Source organism: Terasakiella pusilla DSM 6293 (assembly GCF_000688235.1).
GTDB classification, from domain to species: Bacteria; Pseudomonadota; Alphaproteobacteria; order Rhodospirillales; family Terasakiellaceae; genus Terasakiella; species Terasakiella pusilla.
Genome location: NZ_JHYO01000012.1, coordinates 21,901 through 47,348 on the forward strand (window position 1 = coordinate 21,901; position 25,448 = coordinate 47,348).

Genomic DNA, 25,448 nt, shown 5'->3' on the forward strand with positions numbered 1-25,448 from the left:
AATCGCTATGACAAAACAACGTGCTATCCCCTGCGTTCTGATGCGCGGGGGAACCTCCAAAGCCCCCTTCTTCAAACTGGGCGATTTGCCTCAAACAGAAGAACGACGCAATGCCGTTTTACTGGCCGCAATGGGATCACCTGACCCCTTGCAGATCAATGGTGTCGGCGGGGCGCAGGCGGTTACAAGCAAAGTCGCTATGATCTCACCTTCTCCCATTGAAGGTATTGATGTGGACTATCTCTTTGCTCAGGTCTCTATTGATCAAGGCGTTGTTGATATATCCCCATCCTGTGGGAACATTCTCTCCGCAGTTGGCCCGTTCGCCATTGAAGAAGGCTTGGTCATGCCCAAAGACGGCGAAACGCTGGTGCGCATCCGAAATGTCAATACGAACAGCCGCATTGATGCCGTTGTGCAAACCCCGGATGGTCAGGTCGAATACGACGGCAGTGCGACAATCGACGGCGTTCCGGGTTCAGCCGCCCCCATTATGCTACGCTTCATGGGGGTGGACGGGTCCAAAACAGGTGCAATCCTGCCGACAGGTAAAGTCATGGAAGAAATCAATGGCATTGACGTTACCTGCATGGATGTGGCCGTTCCTATGGTCATGATGCGCGCGACTGATCTCGGTCTGAAAGGGAATGAAACAAAGGCTGAACTGGATGCCAATGTTGACTTGCTGGAAAGAATTGAAGCGATCCGCAGAATAGCCGGCAAACGCATGGGGCTTGGCGATGTCTCTCAAAAGGTTATCCCAAAAATCGGTATTCTTTCTAAACCGAACAAAGGCGGCAACATAACATCACGCTACTTCATGCCATGGGATTGTCATCCAACCCATGCTGTGACGGGTGCACAATGTGTCGCAACCTGTGCGGTGATGAAAGGAACTGTAGCAGAAGACCTGAGCCAAGTAGACCGCCGTGATGTGGAGAATATTGTGATTGAGCACCCTTCCGGTCAGATCGAAGTTGAACTGTCCGTTACAGGACATACCAGCGACTTGACCTTTAATTATGCTGGCATTCTACGAACCGCGCGACGTCTGTTTCAGGGCGAAGTCTTGGTTTCAGAAAATATCTGGAGCAAAAACTGATTAAACAGCACCTCAAAAAACTCCCCGCTTTATTGCTGGGGTGTGCCGGCGGTTTCTCCTTTGCCCTCATGGAGTTACCGCTGGCATGGCTTTTGGGTGCGATGAGCGTGTGCTTAATCGCAACCTTTTGCGGCCTCTCATTATACAAGCCAGGTTCCATTGTCTTGTCCATGCGTGCGATTTTAGGTGTTGCCATTGGCAGTGCGTTCTCACCTGAAATAAATGAACGCTTGGGCGACCTTTCTCATAGCTTATTGTTTTTGCCGCCCTACTGTTTACTTACAGGGTTAATCGGCTACGCTTTTTTCCGCACCGTCGCGAAATTTGATAGACCGACAGCTTATTACGCAGCCATGCCCGGCGGTTTTCAAGATATGGTCGCCTTTGGTGAAGAGGCAGGGGCTAAAATTCAGCCCCTCGCCTTAGTCCATGCGACCCGTATCATTTTTTTGGTTTTTACCTTACCTTTTCTGGTGAGATGGATTGAAGGGCTTGAAACCGAGAACGCAGGCCTACATCACTGGCCAGACTTCGAAAGTCTGATTATTTTATTCTTGTGTGGTGGTCTTGGTTGGGGCTTGGCAAAGCTACTTCGTATAAGCGGATCTGCCATCGTAGGTCCGATGGTCGTCAGCGGACTTGCCCATTATTTGGGGTGGGTTGAAGCAACGCCACCTAAAGCGTTTATTGATCTCGCCCAGTTGATTATCGGCGTTCATATCGGGTGCCAATATCAAGGTATGAGAGTCAAAGAAATGGCGTCAGTCATTTTCATTTCCTTCGGTTACCTTCTTATTCTAGGAATACTGACAGCCGCCTTTGTCGGACTTGTTTTTATCTTTGCCGAAGCTGATCCGGTTGCAGCGCTGCTTGCTTTTTCCCCCGGCGGACAGGCAGAAATGAACCTAATCGCCTTTGCTATGGATATCGATGTCACTTATGTTGCGCTTCATCATCTTATCCGAATGGTACTCGTTATTGTTGGGGCGCAGTTAATATTTAAGCTCATCAAGCGCTTTGCTTAAAAAAAGAAGGCGGTACCTTTTGAGTACCGCCCACGCCTGTTTTCAATTTACGAACGGGCCTTCGCAGCGTCATCCAGATCGACTTTCTCATTCCTTTTCACGCCAACCAGTGCTTCATGATTTTGTTTTTCTACCGCAAAGGCAATCAAGGCAATTAGTCGGTAAAAGCCATGTACAAATTTACCATATGGCATGGAAAGGAACAGCGTCATGACAATGCCGAGATGAATGCTGAGCGCCGGACCAACATAGGCGGTCTTGCTGACAAACATCAGAACCAGGCCACTTAGGGAAGTCAGGAACAACAGAACAAGGAAGGTAACATCCATACCTTTGTTCGTTTTTCCTTTTACATCAGTTGTTGCCTTGAATTTAAGAGATAACAGACCCGCGGGACCGATTAACAGACCGAGGCCTCCCAGTGTGCCCAAAACTTTTGGCAAGGTGATAAAGTCATAAGGCGCTTCCAATGCAAAAGCGTAATGCATGACAGTACCCACAGACGTGGCAGCAAAGCACAACATGAACCCCCAGAAAGTCAACTGGTGGAACCATCGACGGGCCATGGATGGTGTTTCATCCGGGTAAGAACAGCCTTGCCCATTACCGCCATCCAGATACTTGAGGGTCAGTGCATCTTTCACCCCCTGCATGACACGGCCCCAATCCATAGTAAATGGATTGCCAAGGCGCATGGTTTTCCAAAACTTCATGACCGACATCATCAAAGCGAGGAACGCAAAGCCACCAACTGTGCCAAAGAGTGCCACCAGACTGTTATGAGAAATCACACCATAAAACGCATTGGCATGTTCTTTGGTAAAGTCGTCGCCTGTCATGGCTGACGTCACAAAAAAGAACCCTGCGATTACGATGATGGACAAAAGACTGACAAACAAACCGTTATTGGCAAACAGCTTGCCCATAAAGCCCGGCCAGGCAAAGACACCATAGTTTTCCTGGCGCAGTTCTGCCATGGCGCCCGGTACATTCAGTTTAAACTCATGCGGTGGTGCATATTGGCAGTTATGATAACAGGCCCCGCAGTTGTGACACAGGTTTGCCATGTAATCGAGGTTGTCTGCATTAAATTCAAGACGAAGTTCCATGGCCTGAAAAACCGCACAATGGCCTTCGCAATAACGGCACGCATTACAAATTGTCAGTACCCGTGCTGCTTCTTCTACTTTATCTGTTAAGCGCATAATCTGCTGCCTCATTCCCTGCAATTCGTCCAAATACGTTACCGATCGTCATGCCGATCCCGGCCAAGTATCCCTGACCCAAAACGTTGCCTGCCATAATCTCACCGGCGGCAAATACATTTTTGCTCAGGTTGCCATTTGCCATCTTCATCTGCGCCTGCTCGGTTACCTCAACACCTAGGTAGGTGAAGGTGATGCCAGGGCGCAGGATGTAAGCATAAAACGGGCCTTCATCGATGGCGCGCGCCCAATTGGTCTTGTTGACCTTCAGCCCCTCGGTATGCACACCATCCAGTTCTGTATGATCAAACTCACCCGGTTGCACCGCTGCGTTATAGTCATTAACTGTTTTCGACAAGGCATTCGGATCAAGCCCGATTTTTTCAGCCAATTCTTCAATGCTGTCTGCTTTTTCTGCCGGGAATACAGGCGGCATGAAAGAGCCAATGGCTTTCTGGTCAATGATCACATGAGCAAACTGATCTGGTTGTCCGGCCACCAAACGGCCCCAGATGGCATACCGTTTCGGCCAGAAGTCCTCGCCTTCATCATAAAAGCGCTCGGCATGTTTATTCACCACGATACCAAGAGAGACGCAGTCCACACGGGTGCAGATCCCGCCATCAAATTTTGGCGCCCGACCATCAATCGCAACCGCGTGACATTGATCCGGCTCGCCAATTTTCTGCGCACCATTTTCTAACAGCAGTTTCAGCAGGCCCCCCGTATTGTAGGGGGTGCCGCGGATCAGGAAGTTTTCCGCAATATCCCCCCAGCCTTCTTTCAGCCATTCGATATTGGCTTCAAAACCGCCTGCAGCCGCGACAAAGGACGTTGCGGTGATGACTTTATCGCCAACGGTGACGCTTTTAAATTCATCTCCATCAAATTCAATATCCGTCACCATGGCATCATAATGAATTTCGATCCCGAGACTTTCGGCATGACGATACAGGGCATTCAAGAGCTGCTTGCCCCCCCCCCATAAAGAAAGCATTGGTGCGCCCCAGATGAAGTGTGCCTCCAAGTGGCGGCTGGAACTGAACGCCGCGTTCTTCCAGCCAAGTCACACATTCAGGTGATCGGCGCAACGTCATACGGGCAAGATTTTCTGTCGTCTTGCCTTTGGTCACCCGCATCAGGTCGTCCCAATATTCTTCCTCATCATAAATGCCGCTGAGAACCGACAAGGGACCATCATGCATGGGACGCAGGTTTCGGGTGTGGCGGGTATTGCCGCCGCGATGGGTTCTTGGCGCACCTTCCAGCACACAGACATGTGCGCCTTTTTCAGCAGCGCAAATGGCAGCAACAATGCCTGCCTGCCCACCACCGGCAACAAGAACATCGAAATGTGTTTGATCAATAGTCACAGCTCAATCCTGTTATTTTAAAATTGTGTACCTTCGTATACAATCAATATTTAGAAGCTGAACCTGTCAGTTTTCTTTCAGCCTGACAGGAAACTGACAGCAAGAACATGCACCCTTATGTCAGACTAAATTTGAAAAGTTTGAGAGATGACATCAGAAAAACATTCCCGTGGCGAGTTGGCCTATCATCAACTTTTTGAAGCCATTCAGAAGGGGTCCCTGAAACCCGGCACCCGTATCCGGGAAACGGACATAGCTGAAGAATTCGGGATCAGTCGCACGCCGGTGCGCGATGCAATCCGCAGACTTGAAAGTGATGGCCTGATCGTCCATTTGCCCCATCAAGGTGCCGTAATCAAAACACTCGATCATCGCGAAATCATGGAAATGTACGAAATGCGCCAGGTTCTGGAAGGAACCGCCGCATTTCATGCAGCCCAACACGCATCCCTATTGGAAATTGATGAACTGATCGAATTGAATGATCTGATGCTAAAAAATAAGGAAGAGGAAAGTGAGGCTGCCGATGCAAACCGATTATTCCATCAAACACTCTATCGCGCTGCTAACAATCGATATCTGATTGATGCCATCAACAACCTGTCCAATGCCATGGCCTTATTGGAAGGAACGACCCTTTACAGTGCAGAGCGCGTTAATATTGCATTTAAAGAGCATCAGGAAATCATAGAACATATTCAGCTTCAAAAAGGAAAAGAAGCAGACCAATCAGTGCGTAATCACATTTCCAATTCCCAACGGGTTCGGATCAGAATGTTTAGATAAGTCCTATATTGGCGATATGCAGACTGACCTGCACAGGAAAAGTAGAGTGCGTCCCTGTTATTTCGCCCGCACCAAGTAATTTCAAAGGCTCAGCCTCATAAGGGCTGAGCCTTTTGTATTTGTATCTGTCTTCTTTATCATTTGTACTTTTTTGAAGTGTAAAGAGCTGAAGACATCATTTCCAAAACTGCAATCATTTCATTTCTCCTTTAACTGCTGGATTGATCTGATCAAACAGTAGCGAGAAAAGAAAAACTTGTAAAATTGATTAATTTATAATTATTAATAAATTTTATCTATTAATTACCTCTTTAAAAGACAGTCACCTGCTCTCAACTCATAAGCTGCAAATAAACTAAAGCGCAGCACTTGTAATGCTATAGTTTAATAGTAATATTATATTTTAACCTATACGATGTGCACATCACGCGGGAGAAGTGCCATGCCTAAAAATGCGACCATCAAAAACTTTGAGAACACTCATTCATACTTGCATGTTCAATATTTTCAAGACGTCTGTATCGATGAGGTTGCCGAGAGTATGCTCTCCTATGCAGACGGCTATTCCCGCGAATATCACACACTCATTTTAAGTGACTGGACACAAGTCGATCACATCAATTTCCAAAAAGATGATCTCTATTCTCTAGCTTCTCTCTCTTCGCTTTGGGATTTGAATAAACATAAAGTCTGCGTTGCCCTTGTCACCGGACAAAACGATGAAATTTCTAGGATGGCAAAACAGTTTACCTCCCTCATCGACAACCCGGAAGTCATCATGAAACATTTTGGGGATACGAGTCCAGCAACTCAATGGTTGCATACATTTACCGCCCAACCCCTAAGGTAAATACGGTCACAAAAATCCCGGCTTAACTTTCGTACAATCCGCGTCTGATAGCCTAAAATCCATGATACTTCTGGCACGTGCCTCGTGTTTATCGTAAATTCCGAGGTTCATAATCAGAGAACGCGCCTCGAAATGGATATATTTTTAGACTACACGACCTTGCTCTTTTTACTGCCTGCGACCTTTATCGCATCAGCTATCGTCATTTTCTTCGTGCACCTTCAACACAAAGAAATTGCGGGCACCCGTGAGTGGGCCCTAGCGATGTTTTTGGTTGCACTGGGGTGTAGCCTGCAGGTTAATCGTCATGCCATTCCTACAGAATTCTCAATCCTTTTAGCCAACGCCCTCATTCTTGCCGGTGATGGCTTTCTTCTCATCGGGATTATGAGATATGTCGGGCAAACCATAAACTGGCCCTTTCTACTCTTTATTTTCTCACTGATCTGGCTCCCCTTTTTCTACACCTATGACTCCCCGGAACTGTTCGCAATCCGATCCCATTTAGTAGATATTTGCATCACTCTCGTCTGCATCGTTTCCGTATATTACCTCCGTAAGGAAATCAAAAAAGAACGGATCTCCGCCTATTTGATTATTATCGCGTCCTTCTGCGGTATCGCCTTCTCTTCAACCCTACGCAGCGGCGCCCTCCTAACCAGCAATCTTTATCCAGAAATCGGCCTCACCACGCAGACTATTGTCGCAACTTTCTACACACTTCTTATCTTGTTTTTCCTAACGCTCACCGCTGGCCTGACCATGCTGGTATCCGAGCGCCTGCGCCGCAACCTTGCACTGGCCCTTGAGAAAGACAAACAGACGATGCTGGAACAAAATAACTTCTGGGCCATGGTTTCCCACGAATTCAAAACTCCGCTCTCAACCATTATCAACTCGGCAAACCTGATCGAACTTGCCGCCAACAAAAACCCGCAGACCATCGAAACCGAAAGCTTACGCATTCAACGGGCCTCTAGCCGACTTGCGAGTCTGGTCGACAAATGTTTGATCAACGATTGGCTGGAAGTTGCGACAACTGAACGTAAACACGACACCATCGACATTGTGAACATGCTGCAAAACCTGTCGTTCGAATATAACATTGCCTTCAAAAACGACTTACCGCTGGGAACCTGTATACAAGGCGACCCCTATCTGTTACCCGTCGCATTTTCATCCCTGATCGACAACGCGCTAAAATATTCAAATCAAAAAGAAAACTGCTACTTTACTGCCGCGCGGCAAGCAAATGGGAGCCTTATATTTAAAGTTTTTGATGACGGTGATGGGGTCGATGAAAAAGATATGCCGCACCTATTCGAGAAATTCTTTAGGTCCGACAAGCATCACACCAAAAACGGTGGCGGCTACGGCCTATACATCACCCAAAAAATCGCAAACCTACATAATGCCAAAGTGGGCATGCATCGTGAAGATGGTATGACAGCCTTTACACTCACCTTTCCCCGTCATCATCCCCTCTAAGTTCTGTCCACCCATCGTAAGACGTTTCATTAAATAAACGTGAAAAACACCTGACAGCGATAGTGAAAAAATTCAAAATTCACTCCCTTAGAAGTGCATGACCAATAAAAACAACCTGAAATATACAAAACACTTCAGCCTTTACTCAATCGACAGAAAGTACATTTAAAAACAATTATCCATTGAACAAAGATATTCTTATTCATATAAGTATCCACTTGATAAACGTATGACTAACAGGATCCTTCTTGCATTCAAAAGCAGGCAAAAAATGAATAACAAAGCCAAATTAGTACTTGTTGATGACGATCAGGACTTTCTGCTGTCTCTCAAACAGCTTCTAGAGTACAGCGACTATCAGGTTACCCCTTTTCAAAGCCTGACGCAGCTTATGGAGAATGTTCATAGCCTCGATGCAGATATCCTCATTCTCGACGTTAATCTGGACGAGGAAAGTTCGCTGGACCTGCTGCCGACCCTGCGGGAAGAAACCTCATTAGGTCTTATTCTGATCAGCGGCTGCAAGGCCTATGAAACACGTGTGGAAAGCCTTGAGCTCGGCGCGGACGCTTACCTGTCCAAACCCATACAAATTCGCGAACTTCAAGCAATCGTCAATTCATTGCACCAACGTCTCACACACAAAAGATCCCAAAGCTGGACTCTCGATCATGCAAGTTGGGTCATTACGTCTCCAGCCGCCCATCATCACGAACTCACTGAAAACGAGTATATTTTTGTAAATATGATCATGGAAGCCGATGGTAAGCCTGTCACAAAAGAACAGTTACTAAGCGCTATGGGCAAAGAAGACACACAGGAAGAAGCTGCAAACCTGCAGGTTTTGGTCTCTCGACTGCGCAAAAAAGTCAGTAAGAATAGCGGTGAACACCTTCCTATTCGGGTGTATCGCGGCCTGGGATATGGCTTAACCCCGACCTGACCTCCCCCTTACAGGTGGGAGCGGAAAATTTTGGCCGCACAAGACTTGTTATAAAAAAACGCCATTTGACGCTATTGCTGATATCAGGTAAGAGAACCTCCATAAAATCAAATAAAGGGTTGCTCTGAGATGTCACAGCTATTTGCTATTTTTATTACTGTATTTCTGGCCGAATTGGGAGACAAGACCCAGCTTGCCACCGTCCTCTTTGCAACCGAAAAAGAGCATCATCCCATGGCGGTTTTCGTTGCAGCTGCCCTCGCGCTTGTCGCCTCAACCGCACTCGCTGTCCTGCTTGGGACAATGGCGGAAAAATATCTTAGTGTCATTCCGCTAAAACTGGTCGCCGGGATCGGATTTATCATGATTGGTATGTGGACCGTCTGGGGCCATTACAACGGGTCTTAAAACCAGAACATACATAAAAGCTCAGCCTTCGGGCACTGCGTCTGCATACACGGTTAATTATTGAGAACGATTCTCAAAATCTCATTGACAGGTGAGTGATTCTTCTTAATATTGCAATTAATAATTATTTGCATTAAGGATTTCTCATGGACGTTTTGTACAAAAACCAAACCGCCCTCCCCCCGTTTGAGGAAGCAACAGACGCCTGCTGGCGTGACCTAACCCAAAATGCCAACCTTTTGTTTAAACAGGGAAACTACAAACAAGCCCGCACCTTCTATCAGTGTGCGTTAAAAGAAGCCGAAGACATCTTCACCAGTGCCCAGATGGGGGCAGACTATACAGATACCGACCCGGCCTCTCTCCTGATAGCCTCCTCCACCAATCTGGTACAAAATCTGACCAAGCTGGAAGACCATAGCCAAGCCTATCAAGTTCTGTCCGGGATCCTCCATCGGTTGTGCCGCACGCTGTTGGATGACGTCAGCTCCTATCGCTTAAAACGTAAATGCGCGCAACATCTTCAATATGTCACGCGTTATCTTGTCAAGGTTATGCAAAGCGGTGGTAGCCCCCAAGAAACCATCGCCAAAGAAGTCCAATTCGCCAAGGACTGCTTCATTAAATTTTCCAGCCCCACAACCACGTACTATCACAGCGCACGGTCTATCGCTTAACTCCCGCCTTCTCTTCTTCCCATAAAAAAAGCAGATACGAACCAGCGTTCCGTATCTGCTTTTTTATTTAAACCACTTGTTAAGTCTAACGTTCCATGTTCAAGCGAATAGCAACCGACAAGCCGTGGGCCTGCAATCCTTCTTCTTTCGCCAACGCAACCGCAGACGGGCCGATTTTGTTCAAGCTTGATGCATCACACTGGATCAGGCTGTTACGCTTCATAAAGTTCAACACCCCAAGACCGGAGGAAAAACGTGCAGATCGTGCGGTCGGCAAGACGTGGTTTGGACCCGCCACATAATCCCCGATGGCTTCCGGCGTGTAACGTCCCATAAAGACGGCACCCGCGTTGCGGATTTTACGTTCCAGCGCATCCGGATTATCCAATGCCAATTCAAGGTGTTCCGGTGCAATCCGATCGGTCAGGGCAACGGCCTCCTCCCAATCTTTCACCACGATAAAGGCGCCATGATCTTCCCAGCTTTGACGCGCGATCTCCGCACGCGGCAGGGTTTTCAAATGTGCTTCCACAGCCTGCTCAACTTTTTCCGCATAGTCCGCATCATCCGTAATCAGGATACTTTGGGCGGCTGTGTCGTGTTCGGCTTGCGACAACAGGTCTGCTGCAATCCAGCTTGGATCATTTTGATTGTCCGCAATCACCAGAATTTCACTGGGTCCGGCAATCATATCAATACCGACCGTCCCAAAGACCTGACGTTTAGCCGCGGCCACAAAGGCATTACCCGGCCCGACAATGATATCCACCGGCTTTATGGTCTCTGTGCCATAGGCCAGCGCCCCGACAGCTTGCGCGCCGCCAATGCGATAAATCTCATCCACGCCGGACAAACGCGCCGCCGCCATCACAAGCGGGTTAATCACGTTATCCGGTGTCGGCACAACCATGACCAGACGATCAACGCCTGCCACCTTGGCCGGGATCGCATTCATCAGCACGGAGGAGGGGTAAGAGGCAGTGCCACCGGGAACATACAGACCCGCGGCCTGTATTGGCTTCCAACGATACCCCAGACGCACGCCCGCCTCGTCGGTATAATCCAGATCTTCCGGCAACTGCTTGGCATGAAACGCCTTGATGCGATCAGAGGCGACCTGCAAGGCTGCCATCGCTTCTTCTGAAACTTTGGCGATCTCGCGGTCCATTTCTTCGGCGGTGATGGCAAGCCCGTCAACGGTGATGTCCATACGGTCAAACTTGTTGGTGTATTCAACAACCGCTTCATCACCGCGCAGCTTCACATCGCGCAGGATATCTTCCACGACTTTGTTAACGTCGGGGGCTTCTTCACGTTTTGCAGACAGAAGGGCTGTAAATTGTGCCTCAAAATCTGCTTGGGATGTTTTAAGACGAAACGTCATTGACGGCCTCGCGGAATTTTTCAATCCAGTTTTTGATCTCTTCAGATCGGGTTTTCAGTGCGGTGCGGTTAACCGCCAGACGCGACGTAATCTCGCAAATCTGCTCAACCTCTACCAAACCATTCGCTTTCAACGTAGACCCGGAGGACACCAGATCAACGATGCGAGAACAGAGCCCCATATTCGGTGCCAGCTCCATTGCCCCATTTAGTTTGATACATTCCGCTTGCACACCCCGTTTTGCAAAATATTTGCTGGTGATGTTGGGGTATTTGGTCGCCACACGCACGTGGGACCAACGGCTGGGATCATCACTATCCGACAAATCCTTGGGTTCTGCCACACAGATGCGGCAATAGCCGATATTCAGATCAAGCGGGGCGTAAATTTCAGGATAATCAAATTCAAGCAACACATCACCGCCGCACACACCGATTTGCGCTGCGCCAAAGGCCACAAAGGTCGCCACGTCAAAACTGCGTACCCGCACGATCTCGATATGGTCATGGTTGGTTGCAAACTTCAGCGCGCGGGATTTGGAATCAAAAAATGCGGCTTCCGGTTCAATACCGGCCTTTTTGACCAAGGGCATCACTTCATCAAGGATGCGACCTTTCGGAAGGGCGATTACGAGTTTTTCTTGTTCAGACATCTGTCTTCATCCATCTATTCGGCAGGGGCGCCTTTTTCACGGTAGATATTTGCACCGCAGGCGGAAAGTTTCTGTTCCAGGGCTTCATAACCACGGTCCAAATGATAGACGCGGTTTACAATGGTTTCGCCTTCGGCTGCAAGCCCCGCCAGCACCAAAGACATGGACGCACGCAAATCTGTCGCCATAACCGGCGCACCGGACAGCTTTTTCACGCCGCGCACGATCGCGCTTCGACCATGCACATTTACATTTGCGCCCATACGCGACAGTTCCGGCACATGCATAAAGCGATTTTCAAAGATCGATTCGGTAATCATGGACGCGCCATCGGCAATCGTCATCAGGACCATCATCTGCGCCTGCATGTCGGTGGGGAACGCCGGATAAGGTTCAGTCATCACATCCACACCTTTTAACGGCCCATCGCGCCAAACGCGGATACCGTCTTCGACTTCCTCAAACTTAACGCCACATTTCGCCATGGTTTCCGCAACAGACTCAATCAGGTCCATACGCGTCCCGGTCAGGGTCAAATCCCCGCCCGTGATCGCAGCAGCAACCGCATAAGACCCGGTTTCGATCCGGTCCGGCAAAACCGCATAGTTTGCCGCATGCAGTTTTTCCACGCCTTGGATGCGCAAGGTATCACTGCCGATCCCTTCGATTTTCGCGCCCATGGCAACCAGACAATTTGCAAGGTCGGTAATCTCAGGCTCACGTGCAGCATTAGACAGGACGGTTTCCCCTTTTGCCAGCGTTGCCGCCATCAACAGGTTTTCCGTCGCGCCCACAGACACCATCGGAAACGTAATATGCGCACCCTTCAGGCCGTCTGGAGCTTCTGCGACAATGTAACCTTCTTGCAGGTCGATCTGGGCACCCATTTGTTCGAGGGCGGATAAGTGAATATCCACAGGACGTGTGCCGATCGCACAGCCCCCCGGCAAGGAGACTTTGCCTTTGCCATACCGTGCCAACAGTGGACCCAACACCAAAACAGACGCCCGCATTTTGCGCACCACATCATAAGGCGCAACCGTCATACCTTTATCATGGGCCGTCAGTTCAAACACACGGCCCACATGACCACCGTTCGGGGCATGCCCGTTCATGCCGACTTCCACGCCCAACTCTGCCAGCAAATGTGTCATGGTGGTGATATCCACCAGATGCGGCAGGTTTGACAGTGTCAATGTTTCTTCGCTCAAAAGGCACGCTGCCATCAGGGGCAACGCTGCGTTTTTAGCACCGCCAATGCGGATGGACCCTCGCAGCGGCACACCGCCGCGAATGTGAATTCTGTCCATTAATTCTGTTCCTTAAAGTTTCGGCAGAGTGACGCCGCGTTGGCCCATATATTTACCGGCACGATCCGCATAAGAGGTTTCGCACACGTCATCTGCTTTCAAGAAGATGAACTGGCACGCCCCTTCGTTGGCATAGATTTTTGCAGGCAACGGGGTTGTATTTGAAAATTCCAGCGTCACATGGCCTTCCCATTCGGGTTCCAGCGGGGTGACGTTGACGATGATGCCGCACCGCGCATAGGTGGATTTGCCCAGACAAATCACCAAGGTATCGCGCGGAATGCGAAAATATTCGACCGTATGGCCCAGCGCAAAGCTGTTAGGTGGGATGATGACACAGTCCTGATCGCGCGTGATAAAGCAGTCCTCATCAAAATTTTTGGGATCTACCGTTGCCGAGTCCACGTTGGAGAAGATCTTAAAATCACTGGCAACGCGGGCATCATATCCATAAGAAGACAAGCCATAGGAAATCACCCCGTCACGGTTTAAGCCATCGACAAACGGTTCAATCATACCGTCGTTGAGGGCCCGTTCACGGATCCACTTATCTGGCAATACGGACATGTCGCTTTTCCTCTTTCGCGCGAGTTAGACGATGAAGCTTTTTTATTAAAGCAAAGCGCGCAGAGTCTCAAGCACAGAAAACACGTGGTGTTGGCCTATTCTTTGGCGTCCGGTTCGCTGGGCGTTTTGCGCGCACGCGACTGAGTCTTGCGACGACGCAGATTCGCGCGCAAGGCTTCCGCCAGACGGTCCTGTTTTTTCTGTTTCTCCTCCTGTTTTTGGGAGGATTGTTTCGGCATTTCTTTACTCATGGCTCCATAGGTGCCCCAAGTTCGCCTAAGCGTCAAGTCAAACTGCATTTTTCGAAAAAAAGAGCTTGAACACATCCCAAGCCTATGCGATATACCGCCCACGCAAAGCGTCATGTGCTGTCGTAGCTCAGGGGTAGAGCACTCCCTTGGTAAGGGAGAGGTCGGAGGTTCAAATCCTCTCGACAGCACCATTTCTCGTTTATTGACCAATCTTTGCAGTTTCCCAAAAAATCACAACACCTGTCATGCCGCACCTGTTGTGGCGGTATTGCTGAATGTTGTGTTCTGGCTTTTCCATTGATCACACATTATCCCCTCATCCCCTTCGCACAAGAAGTAGGTCACGATCGCACTTCGTTGCATCTAGGACCTAAGCATAATCTAGGTAGGAGCCGCTGCCCTAAACCATAACTTTTAGATGTGTTTGCTGGATATTTACAATTAATTAACTTTACTTATAATTGCTGCATGAACTAAATTACCACTAAAGAGAGAGTTTATATTATCTGAAACATACAGGAGGAATTGATGCGCAAAGTGGTCGCCATCATTCTATACACTGTTCTGACGTTTAATTGGGTGAGCATCCCTATTGCGCAAGCAGCAAACACGCAAAGCCATACTATTGCCATTACGCCACAAAACATGACTCCTATTGTCGGTTACAAAGAAAACGACATTCAGGTGAAAAAGGCGACAACAAGCATCCCTGGCAGTCCCTTATGCGGTGGTCCGGGACAATCCTCATGTGGCAAAAAGCCGGCTATTTTTAAACAGGCCGCTAAGGGAAACTGCCCGGAAGGCTCCACATTCGATATTGGAAACTGGGCCTGCTAGATATGAACGCTCTGCGGCTCCGATAGACAATTATAAAGCCTGTCAGAAGAAGCGCCCAGAACCAAAACTTTTAGGCGAATTCATGTCCGCGTCCAAACAAGGAGATATCTGCCCTCAAGGGTCCACCTTTGATGGTATTCGCGGCGGAGAGTGCTGGAAATGTCCGCAAGGCTATGGGCGGACCATGGCAGCAATTGATCAACACAACGCCTGTCAAAAAGACGGTATGTTCGGTCCCATCGCCCCTGCCAAGTTAATCAAAAAAGCCGACTGCAATCCGGGTGAGATTCAAGACGGCATCGGCGGGAATGGTGGTTCTTGCTGGACGTGCCCGGAAGGGACCGACCGCACAGTTCTTCCCATCAACGGTGCCGCCGCCTGCGAGAAATCAGAATGGTTTGATTTTGAAAGAGCAACCAAGCTCCAAGATTTAACCTGCCCAGCTGGCGAAGTGTTTGACTTTATCGACCTGAACCAACAGGACATCAATACCCGCCCCGAATTTAAGACCGACAAACGCCCATCCCCTGTTGAAAGCGGGACATGCTGGGCCTGCCCACAAGGGTATGAGCGGACAAGTTCGAGTGTAAAATCCGATGAGGCCTGCCAAGCTCAATACATGGTTTGGCAACCCGGCATTTACAAAAACCCCGGTTTATTTGGATTTGCACAAAGGGGCGTTGTTGAAAAAGTTTTACAAAACCTGCTCAAGCGAAATCCTGACTTGATCGCTTCTGCCCTCAGCGCTGCGGCCGAAGAAGTTGCCTCAACCAACGACATTTCTGAGGCTGACGCCTTACGTGCCGAAACAGAGCGCATGAAAACAAACCCAGCCCACAGCACTGTTGCCGCGGCTTTGGTCATGCGTCGGATTATGGCAGCGATTGCCGACCCTTCCAAAGTAACCGATTATGAAAAACAGCTGGCTGAAGCCTTCGGACGGTATATCCAAAAACGCCGGACCTTCATGGCTGAGGAAGCGCTATCGGCTTACAACGCCTGGAAAGAAGCCGATCTGGAAGCGCGCACCGCCCGCAACCGCCATAACTTGATAAGCTTGATTGACTATGGAACTGTCCCTCCTGACTTCGCCAATATTGCCGCCGGCACCTTTTTTAGCACGGAAATAGATGCCGCCATATCCGGTGCCGCCGGTATTGCGGTGGGGGCAATCCCCGTCGTCGGTACGGTTTTGGGCGATCTTGCGAGCCTCACAACCGGCGAAGCCCTGAACGGTTTTGGGAACTTTAAAACAGCAGATACCTCTATCCAATTTATTGCAAAAAATTCGGTTGAAATTGCGATCGGAAAAGCCATTGAACTGTTTATGCAGAAAATGGCGAAGGAAACAGCCAAAACAGCCCTGACCAACATTATCTCCCAACAAACAGCCCTGAATATGTCCCGCGCCGCAGCCGTCAAGACCGCCACGGAGACGTCGAAGCGACTTCTCTCCACACTGACGGGCGCAGGACCAACGGTGATTATCACTGTGGCAAGTATGATCTTGACCATCAACATTGAGAACATCATCAATATCACAGAAGCGCCCGGCAGGTTAAACGCCTCCTTAGCCACCGCCAAACAGCCCGTAGAATTAAGTGATCTGACCCGACTGGCAAACACACCTGAGGGTATCGCGCAGCTCCTAAGTTATTGGGGCTTCCTCATGAGTGGGGAAATGAAACCCGTCAAAGTCTTTATGGACGACTGGACAAAGTCTTATGCTGCCGTAGAAGAGATTCTGGCCAGTAAAGACATCAACAATTGGGTACAGATGCCCGGTGACGCCACAGCCATTGGCGCAGGTTCTGCGGATCATGTCATGGTGGTTGGCGCCAATGATAAAATCTACAACTGGAATCAGTCGGGCCAAAAGTGGGAAGACTTTGACGGCTTTCTGCGCGAAATTGATGTTCTCCCCAATGGAGCCCCCATCGGTCTCAACAGTGAAAGGCATATTTTTGCCTATCTAAACAACGAATGGACACAACTTACGGGGGGCGCAAACGACATCGGTGTCGGCGCAAACGGCGCAATCTGGGTCATCGGCGAAGAACCGGTTAAGGGCGGCTTCCCGATTTACAAGTGGGTGAACGGTGCGTTCAAGCAAGAAAAAGGAGAGGCCGCGGGCGTGCGTATCGATGTGAGCCCAGACGGAACCCCATGGGTCATCAACCAATCTGGGGAAGTTTTCAAAAAGATCAACGATCGCTGGTCACACGAAGAGGCCGCGCCAAAGGCACAGGACATTGCAATCAGCGCAAATGGCACAATCCTTATCGTCGGGCAAGATGGCCACCTCTACATTTCAAGGGGCAATCAATGGGCCCAGCTTGCGCACGTCGCAAAGATCAAACGCGCGAGTGTGGATGGAAAAGGCACCGTCTGGGCCATCTCGGAGGACAACCTGATCTATCGACAAAAGACCAAATAGCATCCACATATGGATCCTGTAGACCAGCACATCGGGGAGAAGGCTTTCGTCTTCTCCCCGATGTACGTCTAACCTGCAACTTTGCTCCATAAACTTGCTCTGGCTATCCGACAAGAGCTTAAGGCTTAACTTCTTGTCCATCCCACGCAAAGATCAAGCCTGTCTGATCCGGGGTCCGGGTCTTGATGACATCATATAAATATTTTGCCGATTGATCCGGTGTAAACAGCTTACCCTCAGGGACATTGGCCTGAAAAGGTTGCGAGAGATTGGTGTCCACGGTTCCCGGATGTAGGCCGATAACGCAAGCTGACTTGTTGCGTCGGGCGACTTCGATCGCGGCGGTTTTAATCATCATATTGAGCGCAGCTTTTGAGGCGCGATAGCCGTACCAGCCGCCCAAACGGTTATCACTGATGCTGCCCACCCGTGCCGAGATTGCTGCAAACACCGCTGGTGATGTCCGGTTCAACTTCCCCAACGTATGTTTTGCAATCAAGCTGGGGCCAATCGTATTCAAGGCGAAATATCTTGCCAACTTATCGCCGTCCAAATCGCGTAAACTTTTCTCCGGTGCAATCTCCGCCTCACACAACATGCCGGTTGCGACCACCACCAGATCAAGCGGTCCCTCGACCTCTGCCACAGCGCGCGCAATACTGCCTTCATCGGTCAATTCAAAGGTAAAGGGATGGACTTTCTTTGCCTCAAAGGATTGCATCTGACGCGCGCCCGCATAAATCTGTTGAAAGCGTTCCTCCTCACCTAGCAGTCGGACGAGCGCCCGCCCAATACCACCGCTTGCGCCAAAGATCATTGCCTTCATCTATCCGTCCTCCTGTTCTGCTGGGCTTTATACGTCCCCCCGGAACAATCGGATCAACAGGGATGATCTATCCGCACCGCATTGTCGTATAGAAAGCAAGGAGATCGCCATGACTGAAACATTGAATGATAACATCCTCCAGAGCTTTTTAGAGTTGGCTGAAAATACGCCCGTTCATCACCTCACGCCCGATGCGGTTGCACACAAAGCCGGATTATCCCTGACGGACCTCCCCCCCAAATTGGCAGACGGGTTTGATTTTGCCGATGCCTATATCGACACGATCAATCAACGCGTCGTCTATGGCTTTCAGGCAGACCCACAAGATAGCGTGCGCGAACGTTTGTTTGATCTGTTGATGCAATATTTCGACGAACTATCCCTTCATAAAAATGCCGCCTTAAATATTGAGCGCGGCTTTAAAGCCCGCCCGGGCGCACTGTGCAAACGCCACAAGCTGATCTTTGATCTGTTTGGCGAGATGCTCACAGTCTGTCAGGCCAACGCCAAGGGATTACGCGGTCGCTTACGTATCCGCAGCCTGCAAGCGCTGTTTTTGCTGGTCTACAACGTCTGGCGCACCGATGACACCGAAGATATGGCAAAGACCATGGCGGCACTGGATAAACACCTTGCCAAAGCCGAACAATGGGAAGCAAAGCTCACCTGTCCCCTCACCCGCCGGAGTGTGGCCTAATGAAAGAAGATAACCGCCTGTTACAACGGCTCAAGCGCTATGGCAGTGTTGGCGTTTCTGCCGGTAAAATGGCAACCACCTTTGCCGGACAACGCCTGACTTCTGACAGTTTTGTCACGGAAAAAGCCGCCCAAGAACTCCGTAAAGCCCTTGGCGGCTTAAAAGGGCCAATCATGAAAGTCGCCCAGATCATGGCGACCATCCCCGATGCGCTGCCCGAAGAATTTGCCAAAGAACTGTCTCAACTGCAAAGCGATGCGCCGCCCATGGGATGGCCCTTTGTCAAACGCCGCATGACCAAGGAACTCGGCCCAAACTGGCAAGCCCGCTTTGACACTTTTGAACGGGAGTCCAGCTATGCAGCCTCCCTTGGGCAAGTCCATCATGCAACCGACCACGCGGGCAACCGACTTGTGTGCAAGTTGCAATACCCCGATATGTCCAGCGCCATTGAAGCGGATTTGAAACAGCTTAAGTTTATCTTCTCCATCTATCGCCGGTACGACAAAGCCATTGATCCGAGCAACATTCTGGAAGAACTCACCGAGCGTCTGCGTGAAGAGTTGGATTATCGCCGCGAAGCCAAAAACATGCAGCTTTACGCGGAAATTTTAAAAGACGAGCCTATGATCCACGTGCCCGTCCCCGACACGGACCTGTCCAGCGACCGCTTACTCAGCATGTCCTATATGGAAGGTCAGCCCCTGATCAAAATGGCAGAAGATAATCCCGATCTGCGCAACACCATCGCCATTGCCATGTTCAAGGCATGGTATCTGCCGCTTTATCATTACGGCGTCATCCATGGTGATCCCCATCTGGGAAACTATACGGTGCGCCCGGACGGATCCCTCAACCTGCTGGATTTCGGCTGTATCCGCTTTTTTGAAGCCAGCTTCGTCGGCGGGATCATCGACCTTTACAAAGCCATCCGTGATGGCGACCATGACCTTGCCGTCCATGCCTATGAAACATGGGGATTTGAAAATCTCTCGCGTGAGGTTATCGAGGTGCTAAACCGTTGGGCCCGTTATATCTACACCCCCTTGCTAGAGGATAAAGTCCGGCGCATCCACGACAGCGACGATGGCCTTTATGGGGCCAAAGTTGCCAACGAGATCCATCAGGAGCTCAAGAAACTCGGTGGTATCCGCCCCCCACGGGAATTTGTCATGGTGGATCGGGCCGCCGTCGGGCTCGGCAGTGTGTTTATGCGCACCAAGGCCGAGGTCAACTGGCACCGCCTCTTCCATGACCTTGTGGATGGATTTGACGCAGACGCCTTAAACCGCAAACAAAAAGACCTGCTGACAAAAGTCGGCTTGACCTAATCGGACGACTGGCAGATAGTCCACCCTTCCCCCATTTTTTAAGCGAACCTCCCATGGCCTACCTTTACCTTGCCATCGCCATCGTCGGCGAAGTCATTGCCACCAGCGCGCTAAAAGCGTCTGAAGAATTTACCAAACTGGTGCCCAGTATTGTGGTTGTCATCGGCTATGGTGTCGCTTTCTATTTTATGACACTGACCATTCGCACGCTGCCTATTGGGATCACTTATGCCATTTGGTCCGGGGTCGGGATCGTCCTCGTCACCGTTGCGGGTGCCGTGTTCTATAAGCAAATCCCGGATATTCCCGCCATGATCGGCATTGGCTTTATTATTTTAGGCGTTATTGTCATAAATGTTTTCTCTAAAAGCGTGAGTCACTGACCCTAAAGACCCCCGCGTCACATTTTTTAAGCCTTTTCGTCATCAAAGCTTCACGGCGATGAAACATTCCTGATCCAGTGTCTAGCGTAATTTAAGTTTTACATAGATTAACATTCAGTGATGAGACAGATGACGACTTCAACCGCAACAACACTCGATGTCCGCCTAGCCAAATCCGAAGACGATATCCGCGCCGCCCAAAGATTACGTTTTCGTGTCTTTTTTGAAGGGATGGGCGCGGTACCGGATGCCCCTGTCGCCCAAGCTGGTCGTGATTTTGACCGTTTTGACGACTATTGCGACCATCTGCTGGTCATTGATACCGCCAAAGAACAAGCGGGTGAAGACTGCGTGGTCGGCACCTACCGACTGCTGCGCCGGAGCGTTGCGCTGCTGCATGAAGGCTTTTATTCCGCTGATGAATTTGACCTGACCCACCTTGAAAATTATCCGGGGGAAATTGTCGAGCTGGGTCGGTCTTGTGTGGACCCGCACTACCGCGGCAAGGCGGTGATGCAACTGTTGTGGCGCGGCATTGCGGATTATATCAACCAGCACAACATCACCCTGATGTTTGGCTGTGCAAGCTTCCCCGGTACAGACCCAAAAGCCATGGCGACCGCGCTGTCTTATCTGCATCACCATCACAGCGCACCTGAAGAATGGTCCCCAAAAGCCCTGAAAAATCGTTTTGTAAACATGAAGCTGCTCAAGAAAAAGCAAATCGACAACCGTCAGGCCTTGCGCGAAATGCCACCGCTGATCAAAGGCTACCTGCGGGTCGGTGGGGTCATCGGACATGGGGCGGTGATTGATCACCAATTCAACACCACCGATGTCTGCCTGCTGGTTGAAACCGGCAATGTCACCGGACGCTATCAGCGCCACTACCTGCAAGAATCTGCTGACCTCCCCAACCAAGCTAACACTTAAAAAAAATCTGTCCCTTGTTCTCAGGAAACGCCGTTCGCTATGACACAGTTTATCAAAGTGAAAGAGTTCCACTGGTTGGAAGACATTTTCATGACGTGGATCTCTAGATATTAGCTTGCTAGATGGTCGACTCCTTAATTTTGCACTTTATAGTAGAAAAAAGCCAGGTCTTGTCACGCATTTTTTACAGATATCCCTTTATAAATGTTCGTAAAGTGAGCTAAACTGCCTTTCACATTTTTTATAAAGAGAGCCTGTTGCCTTGCCTAAACACGATTTAAGACATTTTATGGATCGCGCGGAGTTGGCAGACTTTGATCTGATCCCGACACCGACTTGGATTTTCGATCTGGGCAATTACCGTTTCTGGTGGTGCAACAAGGCTGCGTTCAAGTTCTGGGGCGTCAGCAGCGTACAGGACATGATCGACAAAGACATGACCAGCGATAGTGACGGCACCCGCCGCCGTATGGAACAGGTCTGGGAAAAAGCCGCCACACTTGGGGAGTCGAACGAAAGCTGGACCACCTACCCGAATGGCGAACCCAAAACCGTCTATATGCGCCATCGCTCTGTTTATCTGGGTGAAAATAAATCAGAAGGTATTCTCGCCTTTATCTCCGAAGAAGTGGATTTGGGGAAAGAGCCGGAAAACCTGTTGCTGGTGGATGCTACACGCTACACGTCCGTCAATATTTCCATTTTCACACCCGAAGGGCTGTTGATGCGCCAAAATCCGGCGGCCGCGGACGTCTATGGACAGGAAGCCATCGGGACCAAAGAAGGTCTCCCTCTTTTTGTGCGCCGCTTCCATGATGAACACCAAGGAATGGCAATTCTTGAAAAAGCCAAAGCGCAGGAAAACAGCCACGGCGACTTTATGATGAACACCCGCTTTGGGCCACGCAAACACGCTGTTGATGTGCGCGTCACCCGTAACCCCTTAACCGGGGAGTTCAACTATATCGTCACCGAAGACGACCTGACAGAACGCGACCGCATGGAAACCGAATTGCGCCTCGCCAAGGAAAAGGCCGAACAAAGCGACAATGCGAAAAGCCAATTCCTCGCGAACATGAGCCACGAGATCAGAACCCCGATGAACGCTATCATCGGCCTTAGTCACCTCGCGTCCAAAACGGACCTTAATCCGCAGCAAAAAGACTATTTGCGCAAAATCGATGTCTCCGCCAAAAACTTGCTGGGCATCATCAATGACATTCTCGATTTTTCCAAGATCGAAGCCAAGAAAATGGAGCTGGAAAAAGTCGAGTTCGACCTGAACGAAAACTTTGAAACCCTCGTCAACCTTGTCGGCTTAAGCGCAGAACAAAAAGGGCTGGAGCTTCTCTTCAACGTCTCCCCCGATGTACCGAAAGACCTGATCGGTGATCCGCTGCGCTTGGGGCAAATTCTGTTGAACCTGACCTCCAACGCCGTCAAGTTTACCCAAGAGGGCGAAGTCATCGTTTCAACCGAGTTGGTGGAAAAAACAGATCAGGACGTCACGCTGGAATTCAACGTGGCGGACTCCGGCATTGGTCTGAGTGACGAGCAAATCGGCAACCTGTTTCAAGCCTTTAATCAGGCGGACAATTCCAATACCCGTAAATATGGCGGCACCGGTCTTGGCCTGACCATTTCCAAGGAACTGGTGGAAATGATGGGCGGCAACGTTTCTGTCACCAGTCAGCCCGGTCAAGGCAGCACCTTCACCTTTACCGCCAAGTTCGGCTATATCGAAAATCAGCAGGCCAGTAAAAAAGTCATCTCTCGCGACATGTATTCCATGAAAGTGTTGGTGGTGGATGACAGTCGCGCATCTCGCGATATTATGACAGCCATGCTCAATCATCTGTCTTTCGATGTCTATGCTGTGGGTAGCGGTCTGGATGCCGTCGCGGAGATCGAGAAAGCAATTTCCCTCGGGTCCCCTTACGAATTTATCGTCATGGACTGGAAAATGCCGCATATGGACGGGCTGCAGACCGCCCAACAGATTTTCAAAAACCGCCAATCCATCTTCCTGCCGAAAATCATTATGGTTTCCGGTCAGGCCCGTGCAGCAGAAAAAGAAAAAACCGATGACACACCGGTTGACCTCTTCCTGCAAAAGCCAGTCAACCCCTCCAGCCTGTTTGACGCCATCATGACCAGCTTTGGTCAGGAAGTCGTGCGCGAACGGCCGCGCAAGCGCGAAAACAGCGAAAACCCGATAAAACTGGAATTGGCGGGCACCCGCATCCTGCTGTGTGATGACAACGAGATTAACCGACAGGTCGGTCAGGAAATTTTGCAAAGTGCCGGTATTCTGGTCGATATGGCAGAAAACGGCAAAGAAGCCTCCGACATGATTTTAAAAGAGGCCAATACACAGTATTACGATGCCATCCTAATGGATATTCAAATGCCGGAGATGGATGGCTATGAAGCCACGGGCGTTATTCGCAGTGATGCCCGTTTCAAGCAGTTGCCCATTATTGCCATGACCGCCCATGCCATGCGCAGCGAGCATAACAAATGCCTGGCGGCCGGGATGAATGATCATCTGACAAAACCTGTTGAACCGGACCAACTGTTTGAAACATTGGCAAAATGGATCAAGGCGAGCACGCACAAAACCGAACGTGCCACGGACACTGTTCTCCCCAATCCGCACCAACACGACCCGAACCTGCTGCCGGTAAAAATGGATGGCATTGACCTTGAAGGCGGCTTGGACCGCCTTGGTGGCAACAGCAAACTCTATCGGGAACTGCTGGAGATTTTCAGAAGAGATCGCTCAGGCTTGGTCGGCGAGATTAAGCAGGCCCTGAATGACAATGATATTGAGAATGCGCGCATGCTGTCGCACAGTATCAAAGGGGTTGCCGGTGCCATTGCCGCCAATGACATCTTTGTTGCCTCACGCGATCTGGAAGAAGCCCTGATCCGTGGCAAAACAGAAGTTGCCCCCATTATCGACCAGTTGGAAAAGGCTTACGACACCGTGCTGAACGCGATCAATCAGTTATCAGACTGATAGCCTTTCACCTGATTGCGGCCGGATTGTTTCGCCTGATAAAGCGCAGCATCCGCCCGTTCGATCAAGTGAGATGGCTCGATATGATCGTCTGGTCGCACAGAGACGTAACCAATGCTCATTGTCACCCGACCTTCGGTTAGGCTGTTTGTATGTTCCAAATTGAGCGCTTCAACAGATTTGCGCAGTCGTTCCGCAACCTGAAAAGCACCGTCATCTGCGGTATTGGGCAGGATAATCGCAAATTCCTCCCCGCCATATCGCGCGGCCAAATCGGTGGGGCGTAAAGCTTGCTCACCAACCACTGCCGCTACTTTCTTTAAGCATTCGTCCCCGGCCTGATGCCCGTACGTGTCATTATAGGGTTTAAAATAATCCACATCGCACAACAACAGTGCCAGATGATCGCCTCTTCTGCGCGCCTGTAGCACATCCGCCTCAAGAGAAATATCGAACGATCGGCGATTTGCCAAATTCGTCAGCCCGTCTTTATGGGCCAGACTTTGCAACGCTTCTTCCGCACGTTTTTGTTCGGTCATATCCCGCAACGTTTCGACAACCGCAATCATATTGCCATCATCGTCATAAATCGGTCCACAGTTGATCGCCAGATACAGCCGTTTGGACGCACGCGGCATCACTGCCCAGTTTTCTGCCCGGACCCCGACAAATACATCATCTTTGACAGAATGGGTGGCATATAGTTTTTCAATATCTTCAATACGTTCCTGAACAACCAGATCGGCCAGACATTCACGGGCTTCGGGATAAAAGGCTTTCCAGTGGTCTTTGGTGCCAACCACTTCGTCTGCACTCACATTGGTCAGACGTTCGCAGGCATTGTTCCAGATCATCACCCGCCCTTCAGGGTCCAGCACAAAAGTCGGCACGACCAGATGCTGCATCAATCGGATGGCGAATAGATGTTCGTGAGTACTCACGTTGTCTCCTGACAACCTGC

General features: G+C 50.0%; 25 protein-coding genes and 1 tRNA gene. 16 read left to right on the plus strand and 10 right to left on the minus strand.

Going from position 1 to position 25,448, the window contains the following annotated elements:
• The first annotated feature begins 7 nt into the window (after positions 1 to 7).
• A complete protein-coding gene (locus Q397_RS0109565) occupies positions 8 to 1,102 on the plus strand; it encodes a 4-oxalomesaconate tautomerase (protein ID WP_028879232.1) in 1,095 nt (364 codons plus the stop codon).
• Positions 1,103 to 1,170: 68 nt separating this feature from the next.
• Positions 1,171 to 2,127, plus strand: a complete 957-nt coding sequence (locus Q397_RS0109570; RefSeq protein WP_156950675.1) for an AbrB family transcriptional regulator — start codon at positions 1,171 to 1,173, stop codon at positions 2,125 to 2,127.
• Between the two features lie 47 nt (positions 2,128 to 2,174).
• Here Q397_RS0109570 and tcuB read toward each other — a convergent pair whose 3' ends face one another.
• From tcuB to Q397_RS25510, 3 genes are read right to left on the minus strand one after another with little or no spacing between them, the layout of a single operon-like run.
• Positions 2,175 to 3,332: a tricarballylate utilization 4Fe-4S protein TcuB gene (gene tcuB / locus Q397_RS21885; RefSeq protein WP_084149014.1), complete on the minus strand. Its 1,158-nt coding sequence runs from the start codon at positions 3,330 to 3,332 to the stop codon at positions 2,175 to 2,177.
• Positions 3,316 to 4,329: an FAD-dependent tricarballylate dehydrogenase TcuA gene (gene tcuA / locus Q397_RS21890; RefSeq protein ID WP_276202109.1), complete on the minus strand. Its 1,014-nt coding sequence runs from the start codon at positions 4,327 to 4,329 to the stop codon at positions 3,316 to 3,318. Before tcuA ends, tcuB begins: the two co-directional genes overlap by 17 nt.
• Positions 4,244 to 4,705, minus strand: a complete 462-nt coding sequence (locus Q397_RS25510) for an FAD-dependent oxidoreductase (RefSeq protein ID WP_276202110.1) — start codon at positions 4,703 to 4,705, stop codon at positions 4,244 to 4,246. The genes tcuA and Q397_RS25510 overlap by 86 nt, the downstream gene beginning before the upstream one ends.
• A gap of 147 nt (positions 4,706 to 4,852) precedes the next feature.
• Here Q397_RS25510 and Q397_RS0109585 point away from each other — a divergent pair, with 147 nt between their 5' ends.
• The 6 genes from Q397_RS0109585 to Q397_RS0109610 all read left to right on the plus strand — a co-directional run bounded on the left by Q397_RS0109585 (position 4,853) and on the right by Q397_RS0109610 (position 9,857).
• Positions 4,853 to 5,491 carry a GntR family transcriptional regulator gene (locus Q397_RS0109585; RefSeq protein ID WP_028879234.1) on the plus strand — a complete coding sequence of 213 codons (639 nt, stop codon included), beginning with the start codon at positions 4,853 to 4,855 and terminating at the stop codon, positions 5,489 to 5,491.
• Positions 5,492 to 5,933: 442 nt separating this feature from the next.
• Positions 5,934 to 6,341 carry a hypothetical protein gene (locus Q397_RS0109590; RefSeq protein ID WP_028879235.1) on the plus strand — a complete coding sequence of 136 codons (408 nt, stop codon included), beginning with the start codon at positions 5,934 to 5,936 and terminating at the stop codon, positions 6,339 to 6,341.
• Positions 6,342 to 6,473: 132 nt separating this feature from the next.
• The gene (locus Q397_RS0109595) at positions 6,474 to 7,829 is read left to right on the plus strand and encodes a sensor histidine kinase (protein ID WP_028879236.1); all 1,356 of its coding nucleotides are present in this window, start codon (positions 6,474 to 6,476) and stop codon (positions 7,827 to 7,829) included.
• Between the two features lie 271 nt (positions 7,830 to 8,100).
• Entirely contained in the window at positions 8,101 to 8,772 is a 672-nt protein-coding gene (locus Q397_RS0109600) for a response regulator transcription factor (RefSeq protein ID WP_028879237.1), read from the plus strand.
• Positions 8,773 to 8,901: 129 nt separating this feature from the next.
• On the plus strand, positions 8,902 to 9,180 hold the full coding sequence (locus Q397_RS0109605; protein WP_028879238.1) for a TMEM165/GDT1 family protein: 279 nt from the start codon (positions 8,902 to 8,904) through the stop codon (positions 9,178 to 9,180).
• 146 nt (positions 9,181 to 9,326) lie between these two features.
• Positions 9,327 to 9,857: a hypothetical protein gene (locus Q397_RS0109610; RefSeq protein WP_028879239.1), complete on the plus strand. Its 531-nt coding sequence runs from the start codon at positions 9,327 to 9,329 to the stop codon at positions 9,855 to 9,857.
• An 85-nt stretch (positions 9,858 to 9,942) separates the two neighbouring features.
• Here Q397_RS0109610 and hisD read toward each other — a convergent pair whose 3' ends face one another.
• From hisD to Q397_RS25205, 5 genes are all read right to left on the minus strand, one after another.
• The gene (gene hisD / locus Q397_RS0109615) at positions 9,943 to 11,241 is read right to left on the minus strand and encodes a histidinol dehydrogenase (RefSeq protein ID WP_028879240.1); all 1,299 of its coding nucleotides are present in this window, start codon (positions 11,239 to 11,241) and stop codon (positions 9,943 to 9,945) included.
• Positions 11,225 to 11,893: an ATP phosphoribosyltransferase gene (gene hisG / locus Q397_RS0109620; protein WP_028879241.1), complete on the minus strand. Its 669-nt coding sequence runs from the start codon at positions 11,891 to 11,893 to the stop codon at positions 11,225 to 11,227. The genes hisD and hisG overlap by 17 nt, the downstream gene beginning before the upstream one ends.
• Positions 11,894 to 11,907: 14 nt before the next feature.
• Positions 11,908 to 13,203, minus strand: coding sequence for a UDP-N-acetylglucosamine 1-carboxyvinyltransferase (gene murA / locus Q397_RS0109625; RefSeq protein WP_028879242.1), 1,296 nt, complete (start codon positions 13,201 to 13,203; stop codon positions 11,908 to 11,910).
• A gap of 12 nt (positions 13,204 to 13,215) precedes the next feature.
• The gene (gene dcd, locus Q397_RS0109630) at positions 13,216 to 13,770 is read right to left on the minus strand and encodes a dCTP deaminase (RefSeq protein ID WP_028879243.1); all 555 of its coding nucleotides are present in this window, start codon (positions 13,768 to 13,770) and stop codon (positions 13,216 to 13,218) included.
• Positions 13,771 to 13,865: 95 nt separating this feature from the next.
• Positions 13,866 to 14,021, minus strand: a complete 156-nt coding sequence (locus tag Q397_RS25205) for a hypothetical protein (RefSeq protein WP_169737987.1) — start codon at positions 14,019 to 14,021, stop codon at positions 13,866 to 13,868.
• Positions 14,022 to 14,137: 116 nt separating this feature from the next.
• Between Q397_RS25205 and Q397_RS0109640 the strand changes: the two genes are divergently transcribed.
• From Q397_RS0109640 to Q397_RS0109650, 3 genes are all read left to right on the plus strand, one after another.
• A tRNA-Thr gene (locus Q397_RS0109640) sits at positions 14,138 to 14,212 on the plus strand.
• A 337-nt stretch (positions 14,213 to 14,549) separates the two neighbouring features.
• Complete coding sequence (locus Q397_RS0109645) at positions 14,550 to 14,858, plus strand: hypothetical protein (RefSeq protein WP_028879244.1); 309 nt, start codon at positions 14,550 to 14,552, stop codon at positions 14,856 to 14,858.
• Between the two features lie 82 nt (positions 14,859 to 14,940).
• The gene (locus Q397_RS0109650; RefSeq protein ID WP_028879245.1) at positions 14,941 to 17,295 is read left to right on the plus strand and encodes a tectonin domain-containing protein; all 2,355 of its coding nucleotides are present in this window, start codon (positions 14,941 to 14,943) and stop codon (positions 17,293 to 17,295) included.
• Positions 17,296 to 17,413: 118 nt separating this feature from the next.
• Here Q397_RS0109650 and Q397_RS0109655 read toward each other — a convergent pair whose 3' ends face one another.
• Positions 17,414 to 18,121 carry an SDR family NAD(P)-dependent oxidoreductase gene (locus Q397_RS0109655; RefSeq protein WP_028879246.1) on the minus strand — a complete coding sequence of 236 codons (708 nt, stop codon included), beginning with the start codon at positions 18,119 to 18,121 and terminating at the stop codon, positions 17,414 to 17,416.
• Positions 18,122 to 18,230: 109 nt separating this feature from the next.
• Here Q397_RS0109655 and Q397_RS0109660 point away from each other — a divergent pair, with 109 nt between their 5' ends.
• The 5 genes from Q397_RS0109660 (at position 18,231) to Q397_RS21895 (ending at position 24,487) form a co-directional block, all read left to right on the plus strand.
• Positions 18,231 to 18,818, plus strand: coding sequence for a hypothetical protein (locus tag Q397_RS0109660; protein ID WP_028879247.1), 588 nt, complete (start codon positions 18,231 to 18,233; stop codon positions 18,816 to 18,818).
• Complete coding sequence (locus Q397_RS0109665; protein ID WP_028879248.1) at positions 18,818 to 20,149, plus strand: ABC1 kinase family protein; 1,332 nt, start codon at positions 18,818 to 18,820, stop codon at positions 20,147 to 20,149. Before Q397_RS0109660 ends, Q397_RS0109665 begins: the two co-directional genes overlap by 1 nt.
• 53 nt (positions 20,150 to 20,202) lie before the next feature.
• Entirely contained in the window at positions 20,203 to 20,532 is a 330-nt protein-coding gene (locus tag Q397_RS0109670) for a DMT family transporter (protein WP_028879249.1), read from the plus strand.
• Between the two features lie 129 nt (positions 20,533 to 20,661).
• Positions 20,662 to 21,465, plus strand: a complete 804-nt coding sequence (locus Q397_RS0109675) for a GNAT family N-acetyltransferase (protein WP_028879250.1) — start codon at positions 20,662 to 20,664, stop codon at positions 21,463 to 21,465.
• 289 nt (positions 21,466 to 21,754) lie between these two features.
• Entirely contained in the window at positions 21,755 to 24,487 is a 2,733-nt protein-coding gene (locus tag Q397_RS21895; protein ID WP_051609893.1) for a response regulator, read from the plus strand.
• On the opposite strand, the gene Q397_RS0109685 is transcribed toward Q397_RS21895, so the two are convergent.
• Complete coding sequence (locus tag Q397_RS0109685) at positions 24,472 to 25,428, minus strand: sensor domain-containing diguanylate cyclase (RefSeq protein ID WP_028879251.1); 957 nt, start codon at positions 25,426 to 25,428, stop codon at positions 24,472 to 24,474. The two genes, Q397_RS21895 and Q397_RS0109685, sit on opposite strands and share 16 nt — an antisense overlap.
• Between the last annotated feature and the right edge of the window lie 20 nt (positions 25,429 to 25,448).

What these genes read in the sequence shown, in the direction of transcription:
- Q397_RS0109660 (WP_028879247.1), top strand. Translation starts at nt 18,231, where the DNA reads ATGACTGAAACATTGAATGATAACATCCTCCAGAGCTTTTTAGAGTTG.
- dcd (WP_028879243.1), bottom strand. Translation starts at nt 13,770, where the DNA reads ATGTCCGTATTGCCAGATAAGTGGATCCGTGAACGGGCCCTCAACGAC.
- murA (WP_028879242.1), bottom strand. Translation starts at nt 13,203, where the DNA reads ATGGACAGAATTCACATTCGCGGCGGTGTGCCGCTGCGAGGGTCCATC.
- Q397_RS0109585 (WP_028879234.1), top strand. Translation starts at nt 4,853, where the DNA reads ATGACATCAGAAAAACATTCCCGTGGCGAGTTGGCCTATCATCAACTT.
- Q397_RS0109600 (WP_028879237.1), top strand. Translation starts at nt 8,101, where the DNA reads ATGAATAACAAAGCCAAATTAGTACTTGTTGATGACGATCAGGACTTT.
- Q397_RS0109665 (WP_028879248.1), top strand. Translation starts at nt 18,818, where the DNA reads ATGAAAGAAGATAACCGCCTGTTACAACGGCTCAAGCGCTATGGCAGT.
- Q397_RS0109595 (WP_028879236.1), top strand. Translation starts at nt 6,474, where the DNA reads ATGGATATATTTTTAGACTACACGACCTTGCTCTTTTTACTGCCTGCG.
- Q397_RS0109645 (WP_028879244.1), top strand. Translation starts at nt 14,550, where the DNA reads ATGCGCAAAGTGGTCGCCATCATTCTATACACTGTTCTGACGTTTAAT.
- hisG (WP_028879241.1), bottom strand. Translation starts at nt 11,893, where the DNA reads ATGTCTGAACAAGAAAAACTCGTAATCGCCCTTCCGAAAGGTCGCATC.
- hisD (WP_028879240.1), bottom strand. Translation starts at nt 11,241, where the DNA reads ATGACGTTTCGTCTTAAAACATCCCAAGCAGATTTTGAGGCACAATTT.
- Q397_RS0109565 (WP_028879232.1), top strand. Translation starts at nt 8, where the DNA reads ATGACAAAACAACGTGCTATCCCCTGCGTTCTGATGCGCGGGGGAACC.
- tcuB (WP_084149014.1), bottom strand. Translation starts at nt 3,332, where the DNA reads ATGCGCTTAACAGATAAAGTAGAAGAAGCAGCACGGGTACTGACAATT.
- Q397_RS0109675 (WP_028879250.1), top strand. Translation starts at nt 20,662, where the DNA reads ATGACGACTTCAACCGCAACAACACTCGATGTCCGCCTAGCCAAATCC.
- Q397_RS0109610 (WP_028879239.1), top strand. Translation starts at nt 9,327, where the DNA reads ATGGACGTTTTGTACAAAAACCAAACCGCCCTCCCCCCGTTTGAGGAA.
- Q397_RS0109670 (WP_028879249.1), top strand. Translation starts at nt 20,203, where the DNA reads ATGGCCTACCTTTACCTTGCCATCGCCATCGTCGGCGAAGTCATTGCC.
- Q397_RS0109655 (WP_028879246.1), bottom strand. Translation starts at nt 18,121, where the DNA reads ATGAAGGCAATGATCTTTGGCGCAAGCGGTGGTATTGGGCGGGCGCTC.
- Q397_RS0109605 (WP_028879238.1), top strand. Translation starts at nt 8,902, where the DNA reads ATGTCACAGCTATTTGCTATTTTTATTACTGTATTTCTGGCCGAATTG.
- Q397_RS0109590 (WP_028879235.1), top strand. Translation starts at nt 5,934, where the DNA reads ATGCCTAAAAATGCGACCATCAAAAACTTTGAGAACACTCATTCATAC.
- Q397_RS0109570 (WP_156950675.1), top strand. Translation starts at nt 1,171, where the DNA reads ATGGAGTTACCGCTGGCATGGCTTTTGGGTGCGATGAGCGTGTGCTTA.
- Q397_RS21895 (WP_051609893.1), top strand. Translation starts at nt 21,755, where the DNA reads ATGGATCGCGCGGAGTTGGCAGACTTTGATCTGATCCCGACACCGACT.
- Q397_RS0109650 (WP_028879245.1), top strand. Translation starts at nt 14,941, where the DNA reads ATGTCCGCGTCCAAACAAGGAGATATCTGCCCTCAAGGGTCCACCTTT.
- tcuA (WP_276202109.1), bottom strand. Translation starts at nt 4,329, where the DNA reads ATGCTTTCTTTATGGGGGGGGGGCAAGCAGCTCTTGAATGCCCTGTAT.
- Q397_RS25205 (WP_169737987.1), bottom strand. Translation starts at nt 14,021, where the DNA reads ATGAGTAAAGAAATGCCGAAACAATCCTCCCAAAAACAGGAGGAGAAA.